This is a genomic window from Methylotenera sp. 1P/1 (assembly GCF_000384355.1).
Taxonomy (GTDB): domain Bacteria; phylum Pseudomonadota; class Gammaproteobacteria; order Burkholderiales; family Methylophilaceae; genus Methylophilus.
The window spans coordinates 978,850-996,782 of sequence record NZ_ARWC01000001.1; the positions used below are offsets into that span (position 1 = coordinate 978,850).

Genomic DNA, 17,933 nt, shown 5'->3' on the forward strand with positions numbered 1-17,933 from the left:
CTGCTGACACAAGCAGCTCATCACTATTGGGGGCTATCATGAAATCATTCAGTTACTTTATTACCATCACAGGCCTACTTTTCTCATCATTGGTTTGCGCTGGCGAGCTTGGCAACAACTGCGCCACAGGGCTATCGACTGGCGCCATGATGAAAACCAATTGCGAGGTCAATGCGCTATACCAAGGTAAAACCTATTGTTTTAGCAGTACTGCTGCCAAAGAAACTTTTTTGACGAACCCTGACATGGTGATTGAAAAGGCAACCGCCTTTTATGCAAAAAACGCAGAACCAGAGCGCGAGAAAATTACACAAGAAGCAGCGCTTACACAAATTGCCAGCAAACAATGTGATTTAAGCAACAAAGATGCAGGCTACTTAATTTTTAACGGCATGGATTTACGTCACTGCAATATGCAAAACGTCAGTTTTTTTGGTGCTGAACTCAAAGGCGCCAATTTAAGTGGGGCCAATTTATCTGGTGCGTACCTTAATTTGGCGCGCTTAGAAAACGCCAACTTTACCGGTGCCAATTTAAGCAATGCCATTATCTTTCAAGCCATTTTTAGTAAAACCAATTTTAGTCAGGCCAATTTAAGCAATGCCAGAATGATAGGCACCTTAGGCAATGTGGATATGCATGAAGCTAATATTAGCAAAGGTCGCTTTGGCCTAGACATGGGCAATCAACCGATGGGACAAATGAAGTTTGACTCTGTGGGCGGCAACTTTGCTGGTGCTAATTTTGAAGGGGCCGATTTAAATATTGCAGCCTTTGCTTTTGGCGATTTGCGTGGCGCCAATTTGCGCAATACTAATCTCTACCGTGGTGATTTAAATAAAGCGGATCTAACAGGTGCGGATCTTACCGGCGCTAACTTAACCGATGCCGAAGTAGATGGTGCTATATTTAAAGATGTCAAAGGCTTAGCCTCGGTTAAAGGCTTTGACACCACCAAAGGTAAATGTATTGATTGTAAAGTGACGCTATCAGAGAGCGAAGCGCCTGCGGTATCTAAAACAGCGCAACTACAAGCACAAGCTTGCGTGATGCAAATACAACATTAATGATTGGCCATATTCAATAACTGCGCGCGGTCTTGGATATTGACCTGACCGCGCCCCATGGCCACCCAACCTTTTTGCTCAAACCGTTTTAATTGTCGGCTGACCACTTCACGCGCGGTGCCTAACTCATCTGCAATTTGCTGATGGGTGCGCGATACATTATTGTTGCCTGCATCTAATAATAGCTTAGCCAAACGTGCATCCAAGGTATGAAATGCGACCTCGTCCAGCAACACGATTAAATCACTGATGAGCGCGCCATAATTGGTCATCACAAATGTTCGAAACACTCTAGAGTCAATCATAAGCTGATTGAATGCAGGTGCTGGAATAACAACATCACGAATTGCCTCTTCGACCACGGTAGATGCCGGGTAATTGCTGTTCCCCAGTAAACAGGTAGTGGTTATGACGCAGGTTTCGCCTGCATTGACGCGGTATAGCAAGATCTCGCGCCCGCTAGACGACATTTTGAACACACGGGATTGCCCAGCCAAGCGCATGACATAAGCACCACACGCCCCGCCTTCACGATAACCCACCGTACCAATCGGCGCTTCTACGATACGTGCATATTGAGCCAATAGCGCTTTTGCTGGAGATTCTAATGCCTCCAAGTCCGGGAACATCGTTAACCACTCAAGCGAAATTGGTGCGTTTTGCATCGTTGTCTCCTATGATTGACGTGCATTGTAACGCTAATGATTCAGCTTGTGCACTCATACTGTGCGCACAAACGAAGCTTACCCCTGCAGCAGAGTATCCTCATCTACGCCACATTTGCGATTAGCCGGTACGGCAATATCAATCATCTTTGGTTTTGGCAAATTAAGCTGTTGCATCAGTGCAATAAATGCCTCTCGCGTTTTGCCAGACAAACGCGGATTAATCGCTTTCTCTTGCGCGATGCAACTCACCCGCCTACCTTGATAATCATGCGCCGGATACACCAAAGTCTCATCAGGTAGTATGAATAAGCGCTGTGTAATACTGTCGTACAGTGTACCGGCATCCCCACCTTGAAAATCGGTACGGCCACAGCCATTAATCAACAGCGCATCTCCGGTAAATACTTTGTCTTGCCATACATAAGAGACGCTACCAGGGGTGTGACCAGGGGTCGCTATTACTTTGACAGATTGCTGCCCTAACTTAAGTACGTCGCCATCATTGAGTTGCAAATCTGCACTGGTGGCACCACATTGTTGGCTGACCGCAGTTTGGATGCCGAAGCGTTGACGCAGTTTGCCACTAGCGGTGACATGGTCTGCATGTACATGGGTTTCCAAAGCATACTTCAACGTCACGCTTAACTCTTCTAATAGCGCAACATACACCTCCATCTGACAATCGACCGGATCGATCAATGCGGCTTCTTTTGTTTGGTCATCCACAATCAGATAGGTAAATGTAGAAGACTCTCTATCCAACAATTGCTTAAACATATACACTCCGATTAAAATATTGAAAAACATTATATATTAAAATATAATATAAAAATATTAACCATGACGATAACTATCACACAATCTAATATTAACTTTGACGAACTCCGTGCTTCGGCCGACAAAGCCTGCAACTTGATGCGCGCCATGGCCAACACGGATAGACTGATGTTGCTTTGTCAGCTATCGCTAGGTGAAAAATCCGTGGGTGAATTAGAAAGTATCTTAGGCATACACCAGCCCACGCTCTCCCAACAGCTTACAGTATTAAGAGAGGCTGGTTTGGTGACCACACGGCGCGAAGGAAAAAGCATTATTTACAGTATCTCTAGCAAAGCCGCCATGGCGGTCATGCAAGTATTGCACCAGCAGATCTGTACACAATATACCAACCCTTAACGATTGAAGGAACACGCGTTATGGCACTTAGCATCACAAAAATCTCTGATGATTACAGCACGGCACCGCAAATTAGCCCGAGCGATGTTGTAGAAATCGCACAATTAGGGTTTAAGACCATCATTAACAATCGTCCGGATTTAGAAGGTGGTGCAGACCAGCCTAGCAGCGATGCAATTGCTGAAGCTGCAAAACAGCAAGGCATTCATTACGTCTATATTCCGGTGATCCCTAATCAAATTCAAGCGAGTCAAGTGGATGCTTTCAGTGCAGCGCTATCCGTCTCAGCAAAACCAGTACTCGGTTTTTGCCGCACAGGCAATCGTGCATCTCAGATGTATACGCGCGCCATGGCCCAACGCAATACCCAAACAAACACGCCATTTCAGGCCATGTGTGCTTGGATAAAAAGCAAATGTTTGATTACCCGCTTTGTACGCTGGGTAAAAGCCAAGCACGCATAGCATCACCGTCATTTTATAATTATTAGAAAGCCCAAAAAAAATGGACGCACAAACGAATACTTTTGAAGTTGTGATTGTTGGCGGCGGCTCTGCCGGTTGTGGCGTTGCGGCCAGTCTATTAAAGCGCGACCCCTCGCTCTCGATTGCTATTATTGAACCGTCCACACAACATTACTACCAGCCAGCTTGGACATTGGTAGGCGCTGGTGAATTTGAAGCCAACAAAACAGTACGTGATATGGCAGATTGCATCCCTAGTGGCGTGACTTGGTTAAAAGCAGCGGCCACGACGTTTGACCCAGCTAACCACCAAGTCCATACAGATCACTTAGGCGCTGTGACGTATCAGTACCTGATTGTATGCCCGGGCCTCACTCTGAATTGGGATGCGATTAAAGGCTTGAAAGAGTCTTTGGGCATGTATGGCGTCACATCCAATTACCGTTACGATTTAGCGCCATACACTTGGGAGCTTGTGAAAAAATTTCACTCTGGCACCGCCATCTTCACTCAGCCTGCCATGCCGATTAAATGCGCTGGCGCACCACAAAAAGCCATGTATTTATCTTGCTCACACTGGGAGCATAGAGGTTTGCTAAGCGGTATCAATGTCGATTTTCATAATGCAGGTGGCGTGTTATTTGGCGTAAAAGACTACGTTGAACCACTCATGCAGTATGTGCGACGCTATGGCGCGCATCTTAATTTCAATAGCACATTGATTGAGGTCGATGGCCCGAAAAAAACAGCCGTGTTTCAAATCAAAGATGCAGATGGCAACACGACTATCCAGAGCAAGAGATTTGATATGTTGCATGTAGTGCCGCCACAAACAGCGCCCGCATTCATTAAAGCAAGCCCGCTTGCCAATGCAGATGGCTGGGTCGAAGTCGATCAGCACACTTTGCAACATGTACGCTTCCCCAATATTTTTGGGCTGGGTGACGCAACCTCTACCCCCAATGCCAAAACACTGGCTGCGGTGCGTAAACAAGTAGTAATCGTGGCTGAAAATCTTTTAGCGCTTAAAGCTGGGCAAGCAATGCCTTCACGCTACGATGGCTATGGCTCTTGTCCGCTGACTGTAGAAAAAGGCAAAATCATTCTGGCGGAATTTGGCTATGGCGGCAAACTGGTGCCCACCTTTAATTGGGATTCCACCAAGCCGAGATGGTCTGCATGGATATTGAAAAAATATATTCTACCTACAGTGTATTGGCGCTTAATGCTCAAAGGGCGAGAGTGGCTTGCCCGTTGCGGCGCCTGCGGCTAACCCGTTTTGATATCAGAAATTAGCTTAATCAGCGCTGGTTTAGGCGCACTAGTCGGATGCATCTTGGCCCTCACAGGCGCAGGAGGCGCGATATTAGCGATACCATTACTTGCGTTTAGCTTAGGGCTTAACTTACAACAAGCTGCGCCCATTGCTTTACTCGCCATCTTTACCGCAGCATCCATTGGTACTTTACAAGGGTTAAGCCAAGGCTTAGTAAGGTATAAAACAGCATTGCTGATTGCATTGCTCGGTATCATTTGCGCGCCGTTAGGTGTGATGTTGGCACATTGGCTACCACTCCCTTTACTCAGCGGGCTGTTTGCTGGGATACTGATTAGCGTTGCACTACGTAGTTGGCAATACGCAAAATTTGAGCAAATCGATAATAAAGATACGCCACCGCCTGCATGCACCATCAACCCAGCCACATCTAGGTTATTCTGGACAGCACGCTGCACTTGGCGACTGCTGTCTACCGGCGCATTGGCAGGACTATTATCAGGATTGCTTGGGGTAGGCGGCGGATTTGTGATTGTGCCTAGCTTGCAGCGCGCCAGCAATTTCAAACCTCAGGTGATTGTCGCGACGACGCTAGCCGCCATCGCGATGATTACAGCCAGCAGCCTGGCTTTGCATGGCGTTAAGTCAACTATCCATTGGCAGATAGCCCTTCCATTCACATTCAGTGCAACGATAGTTATGCTTGCACTAGGTACATTCAGTGAAAAAATCCCCAACGCTATCCGCCAAAAAGGGTTTGCAATACTGTGTATCGTTGCAGCGTTTTACTTGGCGGCCAATGCGGTTATTCTTTGAAAAAGTGTCTAATCGGCAAAACGTTTAAGTAGCTCTAAACTTAAGCCAACGCCAAAACCATTGATATCCGACAATACAGCGCCCAACCCGCCTTTGCGATTGTAGGATGACAAATCAATATGCACCCACGGTACATCATGCTCAATAAACTTGCTTAAAAAGCGTGCTGCATGAATGTGATCCGCGCCACCTTCTAACGTACATTGCTTAATATCGGCAATATCGCTGTCCAAATCCACATCGTAGTCCTCATCAAAAGGAAAGGCGACAACGCGCTCACCCACTGCATCACCAACACCTACAGTCTTGCAAGCCAAGGCTGGGCGATTACTCATAATACCGCTCATGCGATCCCCCAGTGCGGTCATCATGCTCCCAGTCAGGGTAGCAAAATCAATGATCAGTTCGGGCTTAGCACGACTTGCTAAGGTAAGCGTATCTGCTAATACCATGCGCCCTTCTGCATCCGTATGCACAACCTCAATGCTCATGCCATTGAGTGCAATGACGACATCATTTTGTTTGTAAGCCAATGGGCTAATGTGGTTTTGTGCAATCGCCAGCCAGCAGTCAATCTTAATAGGGAGCGCCTGTTGTGTTGCAGCTAGCAGCGTACCCACAGCCACAGCACTGCCATTCATATCTTCGTGCATGCCTTGCATATACTTTGCAGGTTTCAGGTTATGGCCGCCGGTATCAAAGCATATGCCTTTACCCACCAAGGCAATATGTTGCTTTGCGTCATTCGGCGCATACGTGATGTGCACAATCGCCGCATCTAGCGGGTCAGACCCTTGCGCTACAGCAACAAAAGCACCAGCGCCGATTTTCTTGAGGGCTACCATGTCAAACTCTTCGTATTGCCAGCCATGGGTATTGGCTAGATCCAGCAGTTTTTTTCGGTAAAGTGCAGGCGTCAACTCATTAGGGGGCAATATGGTCAAGCTACGGCATAGCGCATTCCCCGCCACTCTCGCATTCACTCGCCCGTAAGCATGCTTTGCTTGATAGCCATAAATGGCAACCTCAGTTAACATATTGTTTTTTTGGTCTTTTTTGCGCGTAGGTAGTTGTACCGCATTCACTGTCACCACGTAATAACTTGCACAGGCATTGGCCTCGCGTACAACCTCATCTCCATAGACAGCAATCGCAATATTGGCAGGCGACTCATCTAGCAGTGGCTTCACCGCCTTTGCTAATAGTGCTTGTTTTTGAAATACCGTTAACGTAGGCAACACTATCACCACGCTGGCTATGCCGCCATTCATAAGCTCAATTTGCAAGGGCGTTTTCTGCAAATCTTTCCATTCCCCTGCTGTACGTGCAAGTTTGGAAGTAACAATTTGTAAAAACGGGCAATCATTTTGCGTTTCATCCCCCAAAACAATCAATATGTGTTTTTCTAACGATAGCGACTGTTCGCTACCGATAGGTGCATGTTGTGATAATTTTAACGACATTCAATCCCTTTGTACTCTTATATAAGATGTATAGAAAAGCTAGCAAAACCAATTTTAAATCCGCCATAAGTCACTGTTTTAACTTGACCAAATGGCATAAAAAAGCCACACTAATGCTTAAGAACAACCCAACTCACGTTAAGTAGCTACCCCATTGAACACATTATATGCCTAGCAACAATACTCTTGTTGTAGGCGCTTGTTATAGACGCGCACTATTGCGCCTTGTTTTTAGCGCACAATAGCGCGATGGAGAAATCTCACGCATGGCAACAAACCCGAGTAACAATCACTTACAAGAAACAGATCCGTTAGAAACTCAAGAATGGCTAGACGCACTCACCTCAGTGATTGAAACAGAAGGCACTGAACGTGCACACTTTCTGTTAGAAGCGATGATTGATAAAGCACGACGCTCTGGTAGCAACTTGCCTTACAACGCAACAACCGCCTATGTAAATACCATCCCAACCCATTTACAAGCAAAATTGCCGGGCGATCCGGAAATGGAACGCCGCGTACGTGCGCTGGTACGTTGGAACGCCATCATGACGGTATTGCGCGCCAATGAGAAATCGCCAGGTGTAGGTGGACACATTGCCAGCTTTCAATCTGCTGCTACTTTGTATGACACTGGGTTTAACTATTTTTTCCGCGCTGCCAATGAGAACTTTGGCGGCGATTGCGTCTACTTCCAAGGCCACTCCTCACCAGGCGTATATGCCCGCGCTTTCTTAGAAGGCCGCATTAACGAAGAGCAAATGGATAACTTCCGTCAAGAAACTGGCGGCAACGGCTTATCTAGCTACCCACATCCTTGGCTGATGCCGGATTTCTGGCAATTCCCAACCGTTTCAATGGGCTTAGGGCCATTGGCTGGAATCTATCAAGCACGCTTTTTAAAATACATTCACGACCGTGGCATCGCTGATACCAGCGACCGTAAAGTATGGGTATTCTGTGGTGATGGCGAAATGGACGAGCCTGAGTCATTAGGTGCGATTTCATTGGCTTCTCGCGAAAAATTAGACAATCTTATTTTCGTCATTAACTGTAACTTGCAACGCTTGGATGGTCCGGTACGTGGCAACGGTAAAATCATCCAAGAACTGGAATCCGACTTCCGTGGTTCTGGCTGGAACGTACTCAAAGTGATTTGGGGTTCTTATTGGGACCCACTGTTGGCCATGGATAAAGATGGTCTACTCAAAAAGCGCATGGAAGAATGTGTGGACGGCGAATACCAAAACTTTAAAGCCAAGGGCGGTGCATACACGCGCGAAAACTTCTTTGGCAAATACCCAGAACTGAAAGAAATGGTCGCCGCCATGTCCGATCAAGACATCTGGCGCCTGAATCGTGGCGGTCATGATCCACATAAAGTATTTGCTGCGTATCACGCTGCAGTCAACCATAAAGGTCAGCCTACAGTAATTTTAGCCAAAACCGTCAAAGGCTATGGCATGGGTGACGCAGGTGAGGGTCAAAATACAACCCATCAACAAAAGAGCATGGATATTGAGTCACTCAAAAAATTCCGCGATCGCTTCGACTTACCACTGACTGACGAGCAAGTCGAAAACCTATCATTCTACAAACCAGCAGATGACAGCCCAGAAATGAAGTACATGGCGGAACGCCGTACTGCAATGGGTGGTTTTGTACCGCAACGTCGCCGTAAAGGTAACGAACTTACCGTGCCTGAGCTATCAGCCTTTGAGAACATGCTAGGTGCGACCGGTGAGCGTGAAATCTCGACCACCATGGCGTTTGTGCGTATTTTGTCTACATTGGTACGTGACAAGCAAATTGGTAAATATGTGGTGCCAATTGTGCCAGACGAAGCACGTACTTTCGGTATGGAAGGTATGTTCCGTCAGCTCGGCATCTATTCATCAGTTGGCCAGCTATATGAGCCAATGGACTCTGACCAAGTCATGTATTACAAAGAGTCTAAAGATGGTCAGATTTTAGAGGAAGGCATCAACGAGGCCGGCTCATTCGCCAGCTGGTTAGCCGCTGCTACGTCTTACAGCGTGACCGGCACACAAATGATTCCGTTCTACATTTACTACTCTATGTTTGGTTTCCAACGTATTGGCGACTTTGCATGGGCAGCAGGTGATAGTCGTGCACGTGGCTTCTTATTAGGCGCTACCGCTGGCCGTACCACATTGAATGGTGAGGGTTTACAGCATGAAGATGGCCATAGCCATTTGATGTCTGCAACGATTCCTAACTGTGTCTCTTACGACCCAACATTCGCCTACGAATTAGCTGTAATTATTCAAGAAGGCTTACGTCGCATGGTACAAAATCAAGAAGATGTGTACTACTACATCACCTTGATGAACGAAAACTACAGCCACCCAGCCATGCCAGAAGGCAGCGCAGAAGGCATTCTCAAAGGCATGTATAGCTTTAGCAAATCCAAAACCAAAGGCCCTAAAGTGCAATTGATGGGTTCAGGCGTAATTCTGCGTGAAGTGATTGCCGCAGGTGAGTTGCTAGAAAAAGATTGGGGCGTATCGTCTGATATCTGGAGCGTCACCAGCTTTACAGAACTGCGCCGTGAAGGTATCGATGTAGAGCGCTGGAACTTGCTCAACCCGGATCAAAAGCAAAAAACCAGCTATGTTGGCCAGTTACTTGCCAAAGCAGAAGGTCCAGTCATCGCCTCTACCGATTACATGCGTTCATTTGCCGATCAAATTCGTAACTTTGTACCTAATCGCTTTGTGACTTTAGGCACCGATGGTTATGGCCGCTCAGACTCACGCGAAGCCTTGCGTGACTTCTTTGAGGTCGATCGCTACCATGTTGTGTTGGCTGCATTAAAAGCATTGGCTGACGATGGCAAATTACCTGCAAGCAAAGCGGCAGAAGCCATTAAGAAATATAACATTAATGTTAACCGCCCCAACCCTGCGACCATTTAACGTAGAGTTTGCGAGTGTCGCGCATCGAAGCAATTCTTGTGCGCGGCAACTTTACGCTACATATGATTGCCCAGAATGATTGAGTGCGCTGCATAGTGCATAAATTGGATCTGTTAATGAATCTGAAACATCGGTTAATACGTAAAAGAAACAAGTACTTGCTATTATTAATGCTAATAATAAATACCTTTAGCATTACCTCAGCATTTGCACAACAAAGCTTATTTAATGTTCCTTCAGTAGAAACGACAGAAAAAAACAAGTACTTTTTTCAAGAGCAGGTGGACTTATTTTCTAAAGGGGTCGCCAACACCACCTTAGACTATGGCTTAGGACAAGGATGGGAAACTGGCCTGACAATCCCTGGCGTCAACTTTTACTCAGGAGACCAAGCCGATCCGATGCTATTAGTGAATGTGCAAAAAGGATTTTATGTAAACGAATCTTGGAAAGTAGGCGTCGGTACGCAAACTGGCTATACCGTGCCATTCCATGATTCCAGCACAGAATTCGCTACTTTTAACTATTGGAACAATGCCTTTGATTTAAATGATTGGGGCAAATATTACTTAGGCGTCTATTCAGCCAATAAAGCCATTACGGGAAACAGCGCAAATACTAACTTTTTAGCTGGCGTAGAACTGCCTTTTACTCAGAACGTCCACATCATGGCAGATTATATTGGTGGCAAAAATGATATTGGCGCAACCGCTATTGGTCTTGTTTGGTATGCCTCCAAAAAATGGCAATTTTCAGCGGGTGGTCAGTTTTCTAACGACCATCATTCTAAAGACGCCTTCCAAGGCGCTATTGTCGAGTTTACTTTTGTAGAGCAATAAAAAGCGTAAAATTCACATGAAAGTTTTATATAATTAAGGGCTATGAAAGCGTAATGACAATGACAGAAAACCTACCCTCCTGTTGCTTTTTAGTCTTACGCTTTTAAAAAATAAAAAGGTACTTTATGAGTTTGAAAGAAATTTTAGTCCCGGATATCGGTAACTTTGACAGCGTGGATGTGATTGAAGTACTGGTCAAAGTGGGCGACACCATTGCAAAAGAAGACTCGCTCATTACTGTAGAGTCTGACAAGGCTTCCATGGACATCCCCTCCTCGCTCGCTGGCGTGGTGAAAGAAGTTAGCATTAAAGTGGGGGATAAAACCAAACAAGGCGCTTTGATTTTAACAGTGGACACCTCGGCGGAAGCCGCGCCAGCAGAGAAACCTGCTGCGCAACCAACCGCAACACCTGTCGTTTCTACAGTCAAAGTGGACGAGAAGCCTGTAGCCATTCCACAGCCTAGCCACCCTGTTGCCGAGCCACCAGCAGTGATCCAACCGAAAGCCACACCTAATCCGGTGGCGGCTTCTAGCGTAGCAGCTGACGGAAAATTGGCACACGCCAGTCCGTCTGTGCGTAAATTTGCACGAGAGTTAGGTGTGAATTTAGCATTAGTCAAAGCCTCTGGCCCCAAACACCGTATTTTACAAGCTGATGTACAAGCCTTTGTGAAAGGCGAGCTTGCCAAACCACGTACCGAGACCATGGGTAGCGGATTATCCACATTGCCTATGCCTGTGATTGATTTCAGTCAGTTTGGCGAGATTGAAACCAAACCGTTATCACGCATCAAAAAACTATCCGGTGCTAACTTGCATCGTAATTGGGTCACTGCTCCGCATGTGACACAGTTTGACGAGGCTGACATTACCGATTTGGAAGATTTCCGTAAATCCATGTTGGCGGATGCTGAAAAACGTGGCGTGAAATTAACCCTACTTGCTTTCTTGATGAAAGCCGTGGTCAATGCATTACGCACCTACCCTAACTTTAACGCATCACTTTCACCAGAAGGTGATAGCCTGATTTTGAAGCAGTATTATCACGTAGGCTTTGCTTGTGATACACCTGATGGTTTAGTGGTACCGGTAGTACGCAATGTCAACCAAAAAGACGTGATGGATATTGCCCGTGATTTAGCAGAGCTCTCTGCCAAAGCGCGCGAGCGCAAACTTAAAGTAGAAGAGATGCAAGGTGGCTGTTTTACTATTTCTAGCTTGGGTGGTATTGGCGGCACCATGTTTACCCCGATTATCAATTGCCCAGAAGTGGCGATTTTGGGTGTGTCTCGTGCGTCTATGCAGCCAGTCTACAATGCAGAAATGAAAGGCTTTGAACCAAGACTGGTCATGCCACTTTCACTCTCTTACGATCACCGTGTGATTGATGGTGCAGATGGGGCGCGCTTTACTAGCCACTTACGTATGATGTTAAGCGACGTTCGCCGTCTCTTGCTCTAACAGGAATTTTCATGAGTAATATTGTAGAAGTTTTAGTACCAGATATTGGTAATTTTGAATCTGTTGATGTCATTGAAGTGCACATCAAAGCGGGTGACACCATCGCCAAAGAAGACTCGCTCATCACCGTAGAGTCAGACAAAGCGTCGATGGACATCCCTTCCTCACATGCAGGGACAGTCAAAGAAGTCAAAATCAATGTCGGCGACAAAGTGGCCAAAGGTACCGTTGTTTTATTATTAGAAGCGGAAGCCGCAGCGAGTGCACCTGCAAAAGCAGAGGCTGCAGCGCCTATTGCGACACCAGCGCAAGTTGCAGCGCCAACACCGGCAGTACCTGCTGGCAATAACGATTTATCTGCCCAAGTGGTCGTGCTGGGCTCAGGCCCCGGCGGTTATACCGCAGCCTTCCGCGCTGCTGATTTAGGCCTAAAAGTGGTCTTGATTGAGCGCTACTCCACATTAGGTGGCGTATGTTTAAACGTAGGCTGTATTCCATCTAAAGCATTGTTACATACGGCAAAAGTCATTACAGAAGCAGAAGAAACTGCACACCACGGTGTCGCCTTTGGTAAACCGAATGTAGATCTAGAGCAATTGCGTAACTGGAAAGCCAATGACGTAGTAGGCAAGCTCACCGGTGGCTTAGCTGCCATGGCTAAACAGCGCGGTGTGACCGTGGTCAATGGTGTAGGCAAGTTCACTAGCTCGCATCAAATTGCCGTGACAGCAGCAGACGGCAAAGTGACTACAGTTGGTTTTGAAAACGCCATTATTGCAGCGGGTTCTCAAGCCACGAAATTCCCAGGCGCGCCAGAAGACGAACGCATCATGGACTCCACAGGTGCATTAGCTTTGGCTGATATTCCAAAACGCATGCTTGTCATCGGCGGCGGGATTATTGGTTTGGAAATGGGCACCGTGTACGACGCCCTTGGCACCAAAGTCAGCGTGGTTGAGTTTATGGATGGGCTGATTACCGGCTGTGACCGCGATTTAGTACGCCCATTGCAAAAACGCATGGAGAAGCGCTTTGAAAGCATCATGCTCTCCACCAAAGTATCTAAAATTGAAGCTAAGTCAGACGGCATTCACGTGAGTTTTGAGGGTGAAGAAGCGCCCAAAGAAACACAAGTATACGACCGTGTGTTGGTTTCCATTGGTCGTCGCCCAAATGGCAAAAATATCGGTGCGGAAAACGCTGGCGTTGCAGTAGATGACCGTGGTTTTATTGCCGTCGATAAGCAAATGCGCACCAACGTATCGCATATCTTTGCGATTGGTGACATTGTTGGTCAACCTATGCTGGCGCACAAAGCCACGCACGAAGCCAAAGTAGCGGCGGAAGTGATTGCCGGACATAAAGTAGAATTTATTGCCAGCGTGATTCCAAGCGTGGCTTATACAGACCCAGAAGTGGCTTGGGTAGGGTTAACAGAAACAGAAGCCAAAGCCAAAGGTATCGAGATTGAAAAAGCCAGCTTCCCATGGGCAGCAAGTGGCCGTGCGCTTTCTATTGCGCGAACCGAAGGCACTACCAAGCTAATTTTCGACAAAGAAACCCACCGCGTGATTGGGGCTGGCATTGTCGGCATCAATGCTGGTGAGTTATTGGCCGAAGCAGTATTAGCAATTGAAATGGGTGCCGATGCCCATGATTTAGGCCTGACCATCCATGCCCACCCTACACTTTCCGAGACGATTTGCTTTGCAGCCGAAGTCAAAGAAGGCACCATTACCGATATGTTGCCGCCCAAAAAACGCTGATATTCACTTAGCTAATTATGTCCAATGATCATTTTTCAGCACAGGACTTATTACTAAGCTTAGAAAAGTTACTCCCAGCAGACAGGGTCTATACTGACCCTGTCGATTGCTTCGCTTACGCATACGACAACTCCCGAAATTACCACAGCCCAATCGCTGTGGTATTTCCGCTTAGTGCAGAAGAAGTCTCTAGCGTTATTCTGTTATGCAATCAGCACCATGTACCTGTAATCCCAAGAGGCCGCGGCACTGGTACAGCCGGTGGTAGCGTGCCAGAGATAGGTGGCGTGGTCATGTCGTTAGAACGCATGACCAATATCCTCAGTGTCGATGGTGATAACCGTATGGCCATTGTTGAGCCCGGCGTGCTTAACCAGACCTTGCAAGACGCCGTGAAATCAGCCGGATTTTTCTGGCCGCCAGACCCTTCCAGCGCCGCGTATTGCAGCATCGGTGGCAATCTCGCCACTTGTGCTGCTGGACCACATGCAGTGAAGTATGGCGTCACACGCGACCACGTGCTAGGTTTAAAAGCAGTGACTGGCAAGGGTGATATCATCCGCACTGGTTGCTACACCAGTAAAGGCGTAGTGGGCTATGACTTGACCCGCCTGATTATTGGTTCCGAGGGCACTTTGGCGGTGGTGACAGAAGCCACGCTCAAACTCACCCCACTCCCCAAGCACACTGGCGGCATCACGGCAGAATTTGTGGACACCTACAGTTGCGCTAAAGCCATCGCAGCCATTATGGCGCAGCCGTATACCCCAAGCGCGTTAGAGTTTTTGGATAATGGCGCGCTGAACCTGATACGCAACAAACACAAAAACTTACTGCCAGAAAATGCCAAAGCCTATCTGATGATTGAAGTGGATGGCAGCCAACAAGAAATTATTGAAGCGACCGAAGCGATTTTACAAGCCTGCCAAGTCAATGGCCTGATTGAAGCAAAACCCGCGCATGACACCAAAGCGTTGTGGGCTGCGCGTAAAGCACTGTCACCCCTGCTGAAAGATATTGCACCTAAAAAAATCAATGAAGATATTGCAGTGCCAGTATCACACCTGCCTGAACTGCTGACTGAGTTGGAAAAACTGAGCAGCCAGTACCAAATCAGCAACGTCAATTTCGGCCACGCCGGCAATGGCAATATCCATGTGAATTTACTGGTAAACCCCGATAACCCGGAAGAAATGAAACGCGCCTACGCCTGCTTGGATGAGGTATTTAGCTTAGTGCTATCGCTGCAGGGCACACTCTCTGGCGAGCATGGCGTGGGTATGGCCAAACGCCCGTTTGTATCACGCGAGATTGACGCCGTGACCATGCAGTTGATGAAGCAAGTCAAACTGACATTTGACCCCAATAACATTTTGAACCCGGGCAAGTTATTCCCGGCAGACAACACTTAAGCAAATAGGCAAAGCCTAACTAAACACTAGGGCAAGTCGCCTCTTTAATCGCAGTACCAGGAAAGTCTGGCTGATTCTTTTTAAGCTGGCCTAATAAAGTACGCGTCACCCCTTCTAGCACCAGCGTAGAATGGCCATTACCTTGATTGCGTACCGATTTCACGACTTCACGCACACCACGATGGCGTAAATCATTCACCAGATTGGTCGCCAGTTGCTCATCCCTAAACACGCCAAATGAGATTGCATTGCGCCATTTTGGCTCTTGCACCACAAAAAAATCTTCTATCCCCAACGTCTTTAATTCGTCTGCTTTTTCTTGTGCAGCGGCATCGTTGGGTAATGGTGGTTTATATACCCAATAACGTACAGCCTCTTGCGAGGATTGTTGAATGACTTGATGCTTGATAGATAAAGCGTTGATGACCGTGACTACATCGTTTAATTTTGCCGGCTCAAAAATCCCCCACTCGTAGCATGCAGTAGATTCATTCACAATGACAGCAGGTGCGGTAGAGATTGGCGTTGCAGAAATGGCCTCTTGTCGTTTTGGCATGGCTTCCACCTCTTTTGGTGTGAGCAGTTTCATTTTTTCCGGCTGAATATCCGGTTTGATTGCAGAGGCTTGTGGTGGCGCAATGACATCGATATTGAAGTAAATAAAAGCCACTATATTCACTAGTAGCAAAGCCCAAACTAACACTCTCATGCCATTTCTCTTTCCATGCGCATCAATCCACGTAAAACCAAATTATCCACAATAATTGTCTTTTCTGCCAAGTCAGCTGGCAAATGTTTAGCCAACAACTCGGCATCTCCACCACTGAGTAAAATAGCTGGGGCTTGCTGATCAAGCGCCTGCAACAATTGCCACTGCCGCTGAACAACTCCAATCACAGCTGCCAAGCAGCCGGTATGCATCGCATCCTGTGTGTTGGTAGGGAAATCCATCACACTCCCGTCCATCACATTCAGCTGTGCCGTTTTTTCTGCCAATGTATTCAGCATCACACCTACTCCCGGCATAATCACACCTCCCATAAAATTAGCGTGGTCAGCAGCTTTAGGCACGCTGAGTGCATCAATGGTCACCGCCGTGCCAGCGTTAATGACTAAGCAGCTCGCTTTTTGTTTATCGTACGCAGCAATCAGCGATACCCAACGATCCACACCCAACGCTTGGGGGTAATCGTATCCATTACGCACACCACAGGCCTCATGGCTGGTCTGCACCATTGTCACTGGCGCATCTACAGCTTGCATCACTTCGGCTAGTGTTTGCGCCATAGCATCCCCTGCCACGTTGGCAATGCTCACCTTATGCACCACTTCAGCTAAGCTAGCAATTGTAGAACTGGCAACATCTTGATTCAAACAGACGTCAATTTCCGTCAACATGTGGTTATTTTCGGCCAATACCCATTTTGTGCGCGTATTCCCAACATCCACCAGTAAGATCATGATGCACTCCTCAAACTAATTTCACCCGCAGAAAAACGTTGCAAGCCAAACGCGGTTTCCACCAATAAGATACCATCTTCGGCAATCCCCTTCACCGTGCCTTGGGTCTCCACGCCATTGGGCATGAGCATACGCACCGCCTGATGCTGATAGGCATGATGCCGCAACCATTCATCACGCAAACCCAAAAACCCCTGCTGCTCAAACTGCTGTAAGCAATCACTGATATGTTTAAGCGCCAATCCCAGCATCTCACTTGGGCTAATTGGCGTATCGCGCAAGCTCGCCACGTCCGTCGCAGGCTGATCAATACTATTGAGCACGTGTTTAGGTAAGTTTAAATTAATCCCTACGCCAATCACAGCAGCGCTTGGCCCTTCCATATCGCCTTGCAGTTCAATCAAAATACCCGCCAGCTTCTTGCCATTCACTAATACATCATTTGGCCATTTCAATTGCACCTCAGTCAGACCTAATTGATGAAAGGTACGAATCAACGCCACGCCCACCGCCAAACTTAAGCCGGACAATGCAGAAGCGCCGCACTGAAAACGCCACAGCAGTGAGAAGGTTAAGCTAGCCCCCAGCTGCGAAACCCAAGTACGGCCGCGCCTACCTTTGCCCTGTGTTTGCATGTGCGCCGCCACACAAGTAACATGCGCAGCACCTTTGGCCGCTTGCTGCATCAAATAAGTGTTGGTCGAAGCCACCTCATCTAATATCACCACATGAAACCACTCACGCTGCTCACCAATGGATTGCAACACTTGCGCGTGGTCTAACAACACAACCGGGTGCGGTAGTTTATAGCCACGTCCACGTACTGAAAACAATGTGATCCCCAGCGATTGCGCATGCGCCAGTGCATTAAAAATGGTGGCACGCGAGACATTAAAATGCTGCGCCAAGGCCTCTCCCGAATGGAACTGTCCATCGGCCAAGCGCTGTAAAATGGGGAAAGTAAGTTTGCTCATATGGAATGCCTAGCAGTGTAGCACAGCCCTTTTTGTTTATACCCGGCGTGCATTTGGGTAAATTGCTGGCTTCAGCGTTTAATCTATATGCTGATTTTATTTAATGCATGCCTGCATGGGTGTAAAATAATTAAAAATTTAACTAGAAA

Annotated in this window: 16 protein-coding genes; 10 read left to right on the forward strand and 6 right to left on the reverse strand. The window is 47.3% G+C overall.

The annotated features are described in order from the left end of the window. The first annotated feature begins 38 nt into the window (after positions 1 to 38). Positions 39 to 1,067, forward strand: coding sequence for a pentapeptide repeat-containing protein (locus tag A3Q3_RS0104660; RefSeq protein ID WP_020182411.1), 1,029 nt, complete (start codon positions 39 to 41; stop codon positions 1,065 to 1,067). On the opposite strand, the gene A3Q3_RS0104665 is transcribed toward A3Q3_RS0104660, so the two are convergent. Next, positions 1,064 to 1,732 (reverse strand): Crp/Fnr family transcriptional regulator, encoded by a 669-nt coding sequence (locus A3Q3_RS0104665; protein ID WP_020182412.1) that lies wholly within the window; start codon positions 1,730 to 1,732, stop codon positions 1,064 to 1,066. The genes A3Q3_RS0104660 and A3Q3_RS0104665 overlap by 4 nt on opposite strands. Positions 1,733 to 1,810: 78 nt before the next feature. Continuing rightward, positions 1,811 to 2,512, reverse strand: coding sequence for an MBL fold metallo-hydrolase (locus A3Q3_RS0104670; protein WP_020182413.1), 702 nt, complete (start codon positions 2,510 to 2,512; stop codon positions 1,811 to 1,813). A 63-nt stretch (positions 2,513 to 2,575) separates the two neighbouring features. On the opposite strand from A3Q3_RS0104670, the gene A3Q3_RS0104675 reads away from it, so the two are divergent. The 4 genes from A3Q3_RS0104675 to A3Q3_RS0104690 are packed head-to-tail and all read left to right on the forward strand — an operon-like array spanning position 2,576 to position 5,467. After that, positions 2,576 to 2,911, forward strand: coding sequence for a metalloregulator ArsR/SmtB family transcription factor (locus A3Q3_RS0104675; protein ID WP_020182414.1), 336 nt, complete (start codon positions 2,576 to 2,578; stop codon positions 2,909 to 2,911). A 20-nt stretch (positions 2,912 to 2,931) separates the two neighbouring features. Further along, entirely contained in the window at positions 2,932 to 3,375 is a 444-nt protein-coding gene (locus A3Q3_RS13650) for a TIGR01244 family sulfur transferase (RefSeq protein WP_020182415.1), read from the forward strand. 40 nt (positions 3,376 to 3,415) lie between these two features. Then, positions 3,416 to 4,648, forward strand: coding sequence for an FAD/NAD(P)-binding oxidoreductase (locus A3Q3_RS0104685; RefSeq protein WP_020182416.1), 1,233 nt, complete (start codon positions 3,416 to 3,418; stop codon positions 4,646 to 4,648). Positions 4,649 to 4,654: 6 nt separating this feature from the next. Next, entirely contained in the window at positions 4,655 to 5,467 is an 813-nt protein-coding gene (locus A3Q3_RS0104690) for a sulfite exporter TauE/SafE family protein (protein WP_081623266.1), read from the forward strand. A gap of 8 nt (positions 5,468 to 5,475) precedes the next feature. Here A3Q3_RS0104690 and A3Q3_RS0104695 read toward each other — a convergent pair whose 3' ends face one another. After that, positions 5,476 to 6,930 carry a leucyl aminopeptidase family protein gene (locus tag A3Q3_RS0104695; RefSeq protein ID WP_020182418.1) on the reverse strand — a complete coding sequence of 485 codons (1,455 nt, stop codon included), beginning with the start codon at positions 6,928 to 6,930 and terminating at the stop codon, positions 5,476 to 5,478. 266 nt (positions 6,931 to 7,196) lie between these two features. Between A3Q3_RS0104695 and aceE the strand changes: the two genes are divergently transcribed. From aceE to A3Q3_RS0104720, 5 genes are all read left to right on the forward strand, one after another. Continuing rightward, positions 7,197 to 9,869, forward strand: a complete 2,673-nt coding sequence (gene aceE, locus A3Q3_RS0104700) for a pyruvate dehydrogenase (acetyl-transferring), homodimeric type (RefSeq protein ID WP_020182419.1) — start codon at positions 7,197 to 7,199, stop codon at positions 9,867 to 9,869. Between the two features lie 116 nt (positions 9,870 to 9,985). Further along, a complete protein-coding gene (locus A3Q3_RS0104705) occupies positions 9,986 to 10,708 on the forward strand; it encodes a hypothetical protein (protein WP_020182420.1) in 723 nt (240 codons plus the stop codon). Positions 10,709 to 10,833: 125 nt separating this feature from the next. Next, positions 10,834 to 12,171: a dihydrolipoyllysine-residue acetyltransferase gene (aceF, locus tag A3Q3_RS0104710; protein WP_020182421.1), complete on the forward strand. Its 1,338-nt coding sequence runs from the start codon at positions 10,834 to 10,836 to the stop codon at positions 12,169 to 12,171. Between the two features lie 11 nt (positions 12,172 to 12,182). Continuing rightward, on the forward strand, positions 12,183 to 13,937 hold the full coding sequence (gene lpdA, locus A3Q3_RS0104715; protein WP_020182422.1) for a dihydrolipoyl dehydrogenase: 1,755 nt from the start codon (positions 12,183 to 12,185) through the stop codon (positions 13,935 to 13,937). A gap of 17 nt (positions 13,938 to 13,954) precedes the next feature. Then, entirely contained in the window at positions 13,955 to 15,349 is a 1,395-nt protein-coding gene (locus A3Q3_RS0104720) for an FAD-binding oxidoreductase (protein ID WP_020182423.1), read from the forward strand. 19 nt (positions 15,350 to 15,368) lie between these two features. Here the strand turns inward: A3Q3_RS0104720 and A3Q3_RS0104725 are convergent, their stop codons facing one another. The 3 genes from A3Q3_RS0104725 to A3Q3_RS0104735 are packed head-to-tail and all read right to left on the reverse strand — an operon-like array spanning position 15,369 to position 17,784. Next, positions 15,369 to 16,058 carry an SPOR domain-containing protein gene (locus A3Q3_RS0104725; protein ID WP_020182424.1) on the reverse strand — a complete coding sequence of 230 codons (690 nt, stop codon included), beginning with the start codon at positions 16,056 to 16,058 and terminating at the stop codon, positions 15,369 to 15,371. Then, the gene (locus tag A3Q3_RS0104730; RefSeq protein WP_020182425.1) at positions 16,055 to 16,810 is read right to left on the reverse strand and encodes a type III pantothenate kinase; all 756 of its coding nucleotides are present in this window, start codon (positions 16,808 to 16,810) and stop codon (positions 16,055 to 16,057) included. The genes A3Q3_RS0104725 and A3Q3_RS0104730 overlap by 4 nt, the downstream gene beginning before the upstream one ends. After that, on the reverse strand, positions 16,807 to 17,784 hold the full coding sequence (locus tag A3Q3_RS0104735; protein ID WP_020182426.1) for a biotin--[acetyl-CoA-carboxylase] ligase: 978 nt from the start codon (positions 17,782 to 17,784) through the stop codon (positions 16,807 to 16,809). Before A3Q3_RS0104735 ends, A3Q3_RS0104730 begins: the two co-directional genes overlap by 4 nt. Between the last annotated feature and the right edge of the window lie 149 nt (positions 17,785 to 17,933).

Bases quoted from the DNA above. Each gene is read 5' to 3' on its own strand.
- A3Q3_RS0104660 (WP_020182411.1), top strand. From the start codon at position 39: ATGAAATCATTCAGTTACTTTATTACCATCACAGGCCTACTTTTCTCA.
- A3Q3_RS0104665 (WP_020182412.1), bottom strand. From the start codon at position 1,732: ATGCAAAACGCACCAATTTCGCTTGAGTGGTTAACGATGTTCCCGGAC.
- A3Q3_RS0104670 (WP_020182413.1), bottom strand. From the start codon at position 2,512: ATGTTTAAGCAATTGTTGGATAGAGAGTCTTCTACATTTACCTATCTG.
- A3Q3_RS0104675 (WP_020182414.1), top strand. From the start codon at position 2,576: ATGACGATAACTATCACACAATCTAATATTAACTTTGACGAACTCCGT.
- A3Q3_RS13650 (WP_020182415.1), top strand. From the start codon at position 2,932: ATGGCACTTAGCATCACAAAAATCTCTGATGATTACAGCACGGCACCG.
- A3Q3_RS0104685 (WP_020182416.1), top strand. From the start codon at position 3,416: ATGGACGCACAAACGAATACTTTTGAAGTTGTGATTGTTGGCGGCGGC.
- A3Q3_RS0104695 (WP_020182418.1), bottom strand. From the start codon at position 6,930: ATGTCGTTAAAATTATCACAACATGCACCTATCGGTAGCGAACAGTCG.
- aceE (WP_020182419.1), top strand. From the start codon at position 7,197: ATGGCAACAAACCCGAGTAACAATCACTTACAAGAAACAGATCCGTTA.
- A3Q3_RS0104705 (WP_020182420.1), top strand. From the start codon at position 9,986: ATGAATCTGAAACATCGGTTAATACGTAAAAGAAACAAGTACTTGCTA.
- aceF (WP_020182421.1), top strand. From the start codon at position 10,834: ATGAGTTTGAAAGAAATTTTAGTCCCGGATATCGGTAACTTTGACAGC.
- lpdA (WP_020182422.1), top strand. From the start codon at position 12,183: ATGAGTAATATTGTAGAAGTTTTAGTACCAGATATTGGTAATTTTGAA.
- A3Q3_RS0104720 (WP_020182423.1), top strand. From the start codon at position 13,955: ATGTCCAATGATCATTTTTCAGCACAGGACTTATTACTAAGCTTAGAA.
- A3Q3_RS0104725 (WP_020182424.1), bottom strand. From the start codon at position 16,058: ATGAGAGTGTTAGTTTGGGCTTTGCTACTAGTGAATATAGTGGCTTTT.
- A3Q3_RS0104730 (WP_020182425.1), bottom strand. From the start codon at position 16,810: ATGATCTTACTGGTGGATGTTGGGAATACGCGCACAAAATGGGTATTG.
- A3Q3_RS0104735 (WP_020182426.1), bottom strand. From the start codon at position 17,784: ATGAGCAAACTTACTTTCCCCATTTTACAGCGCTTGGCCGATGGACAG.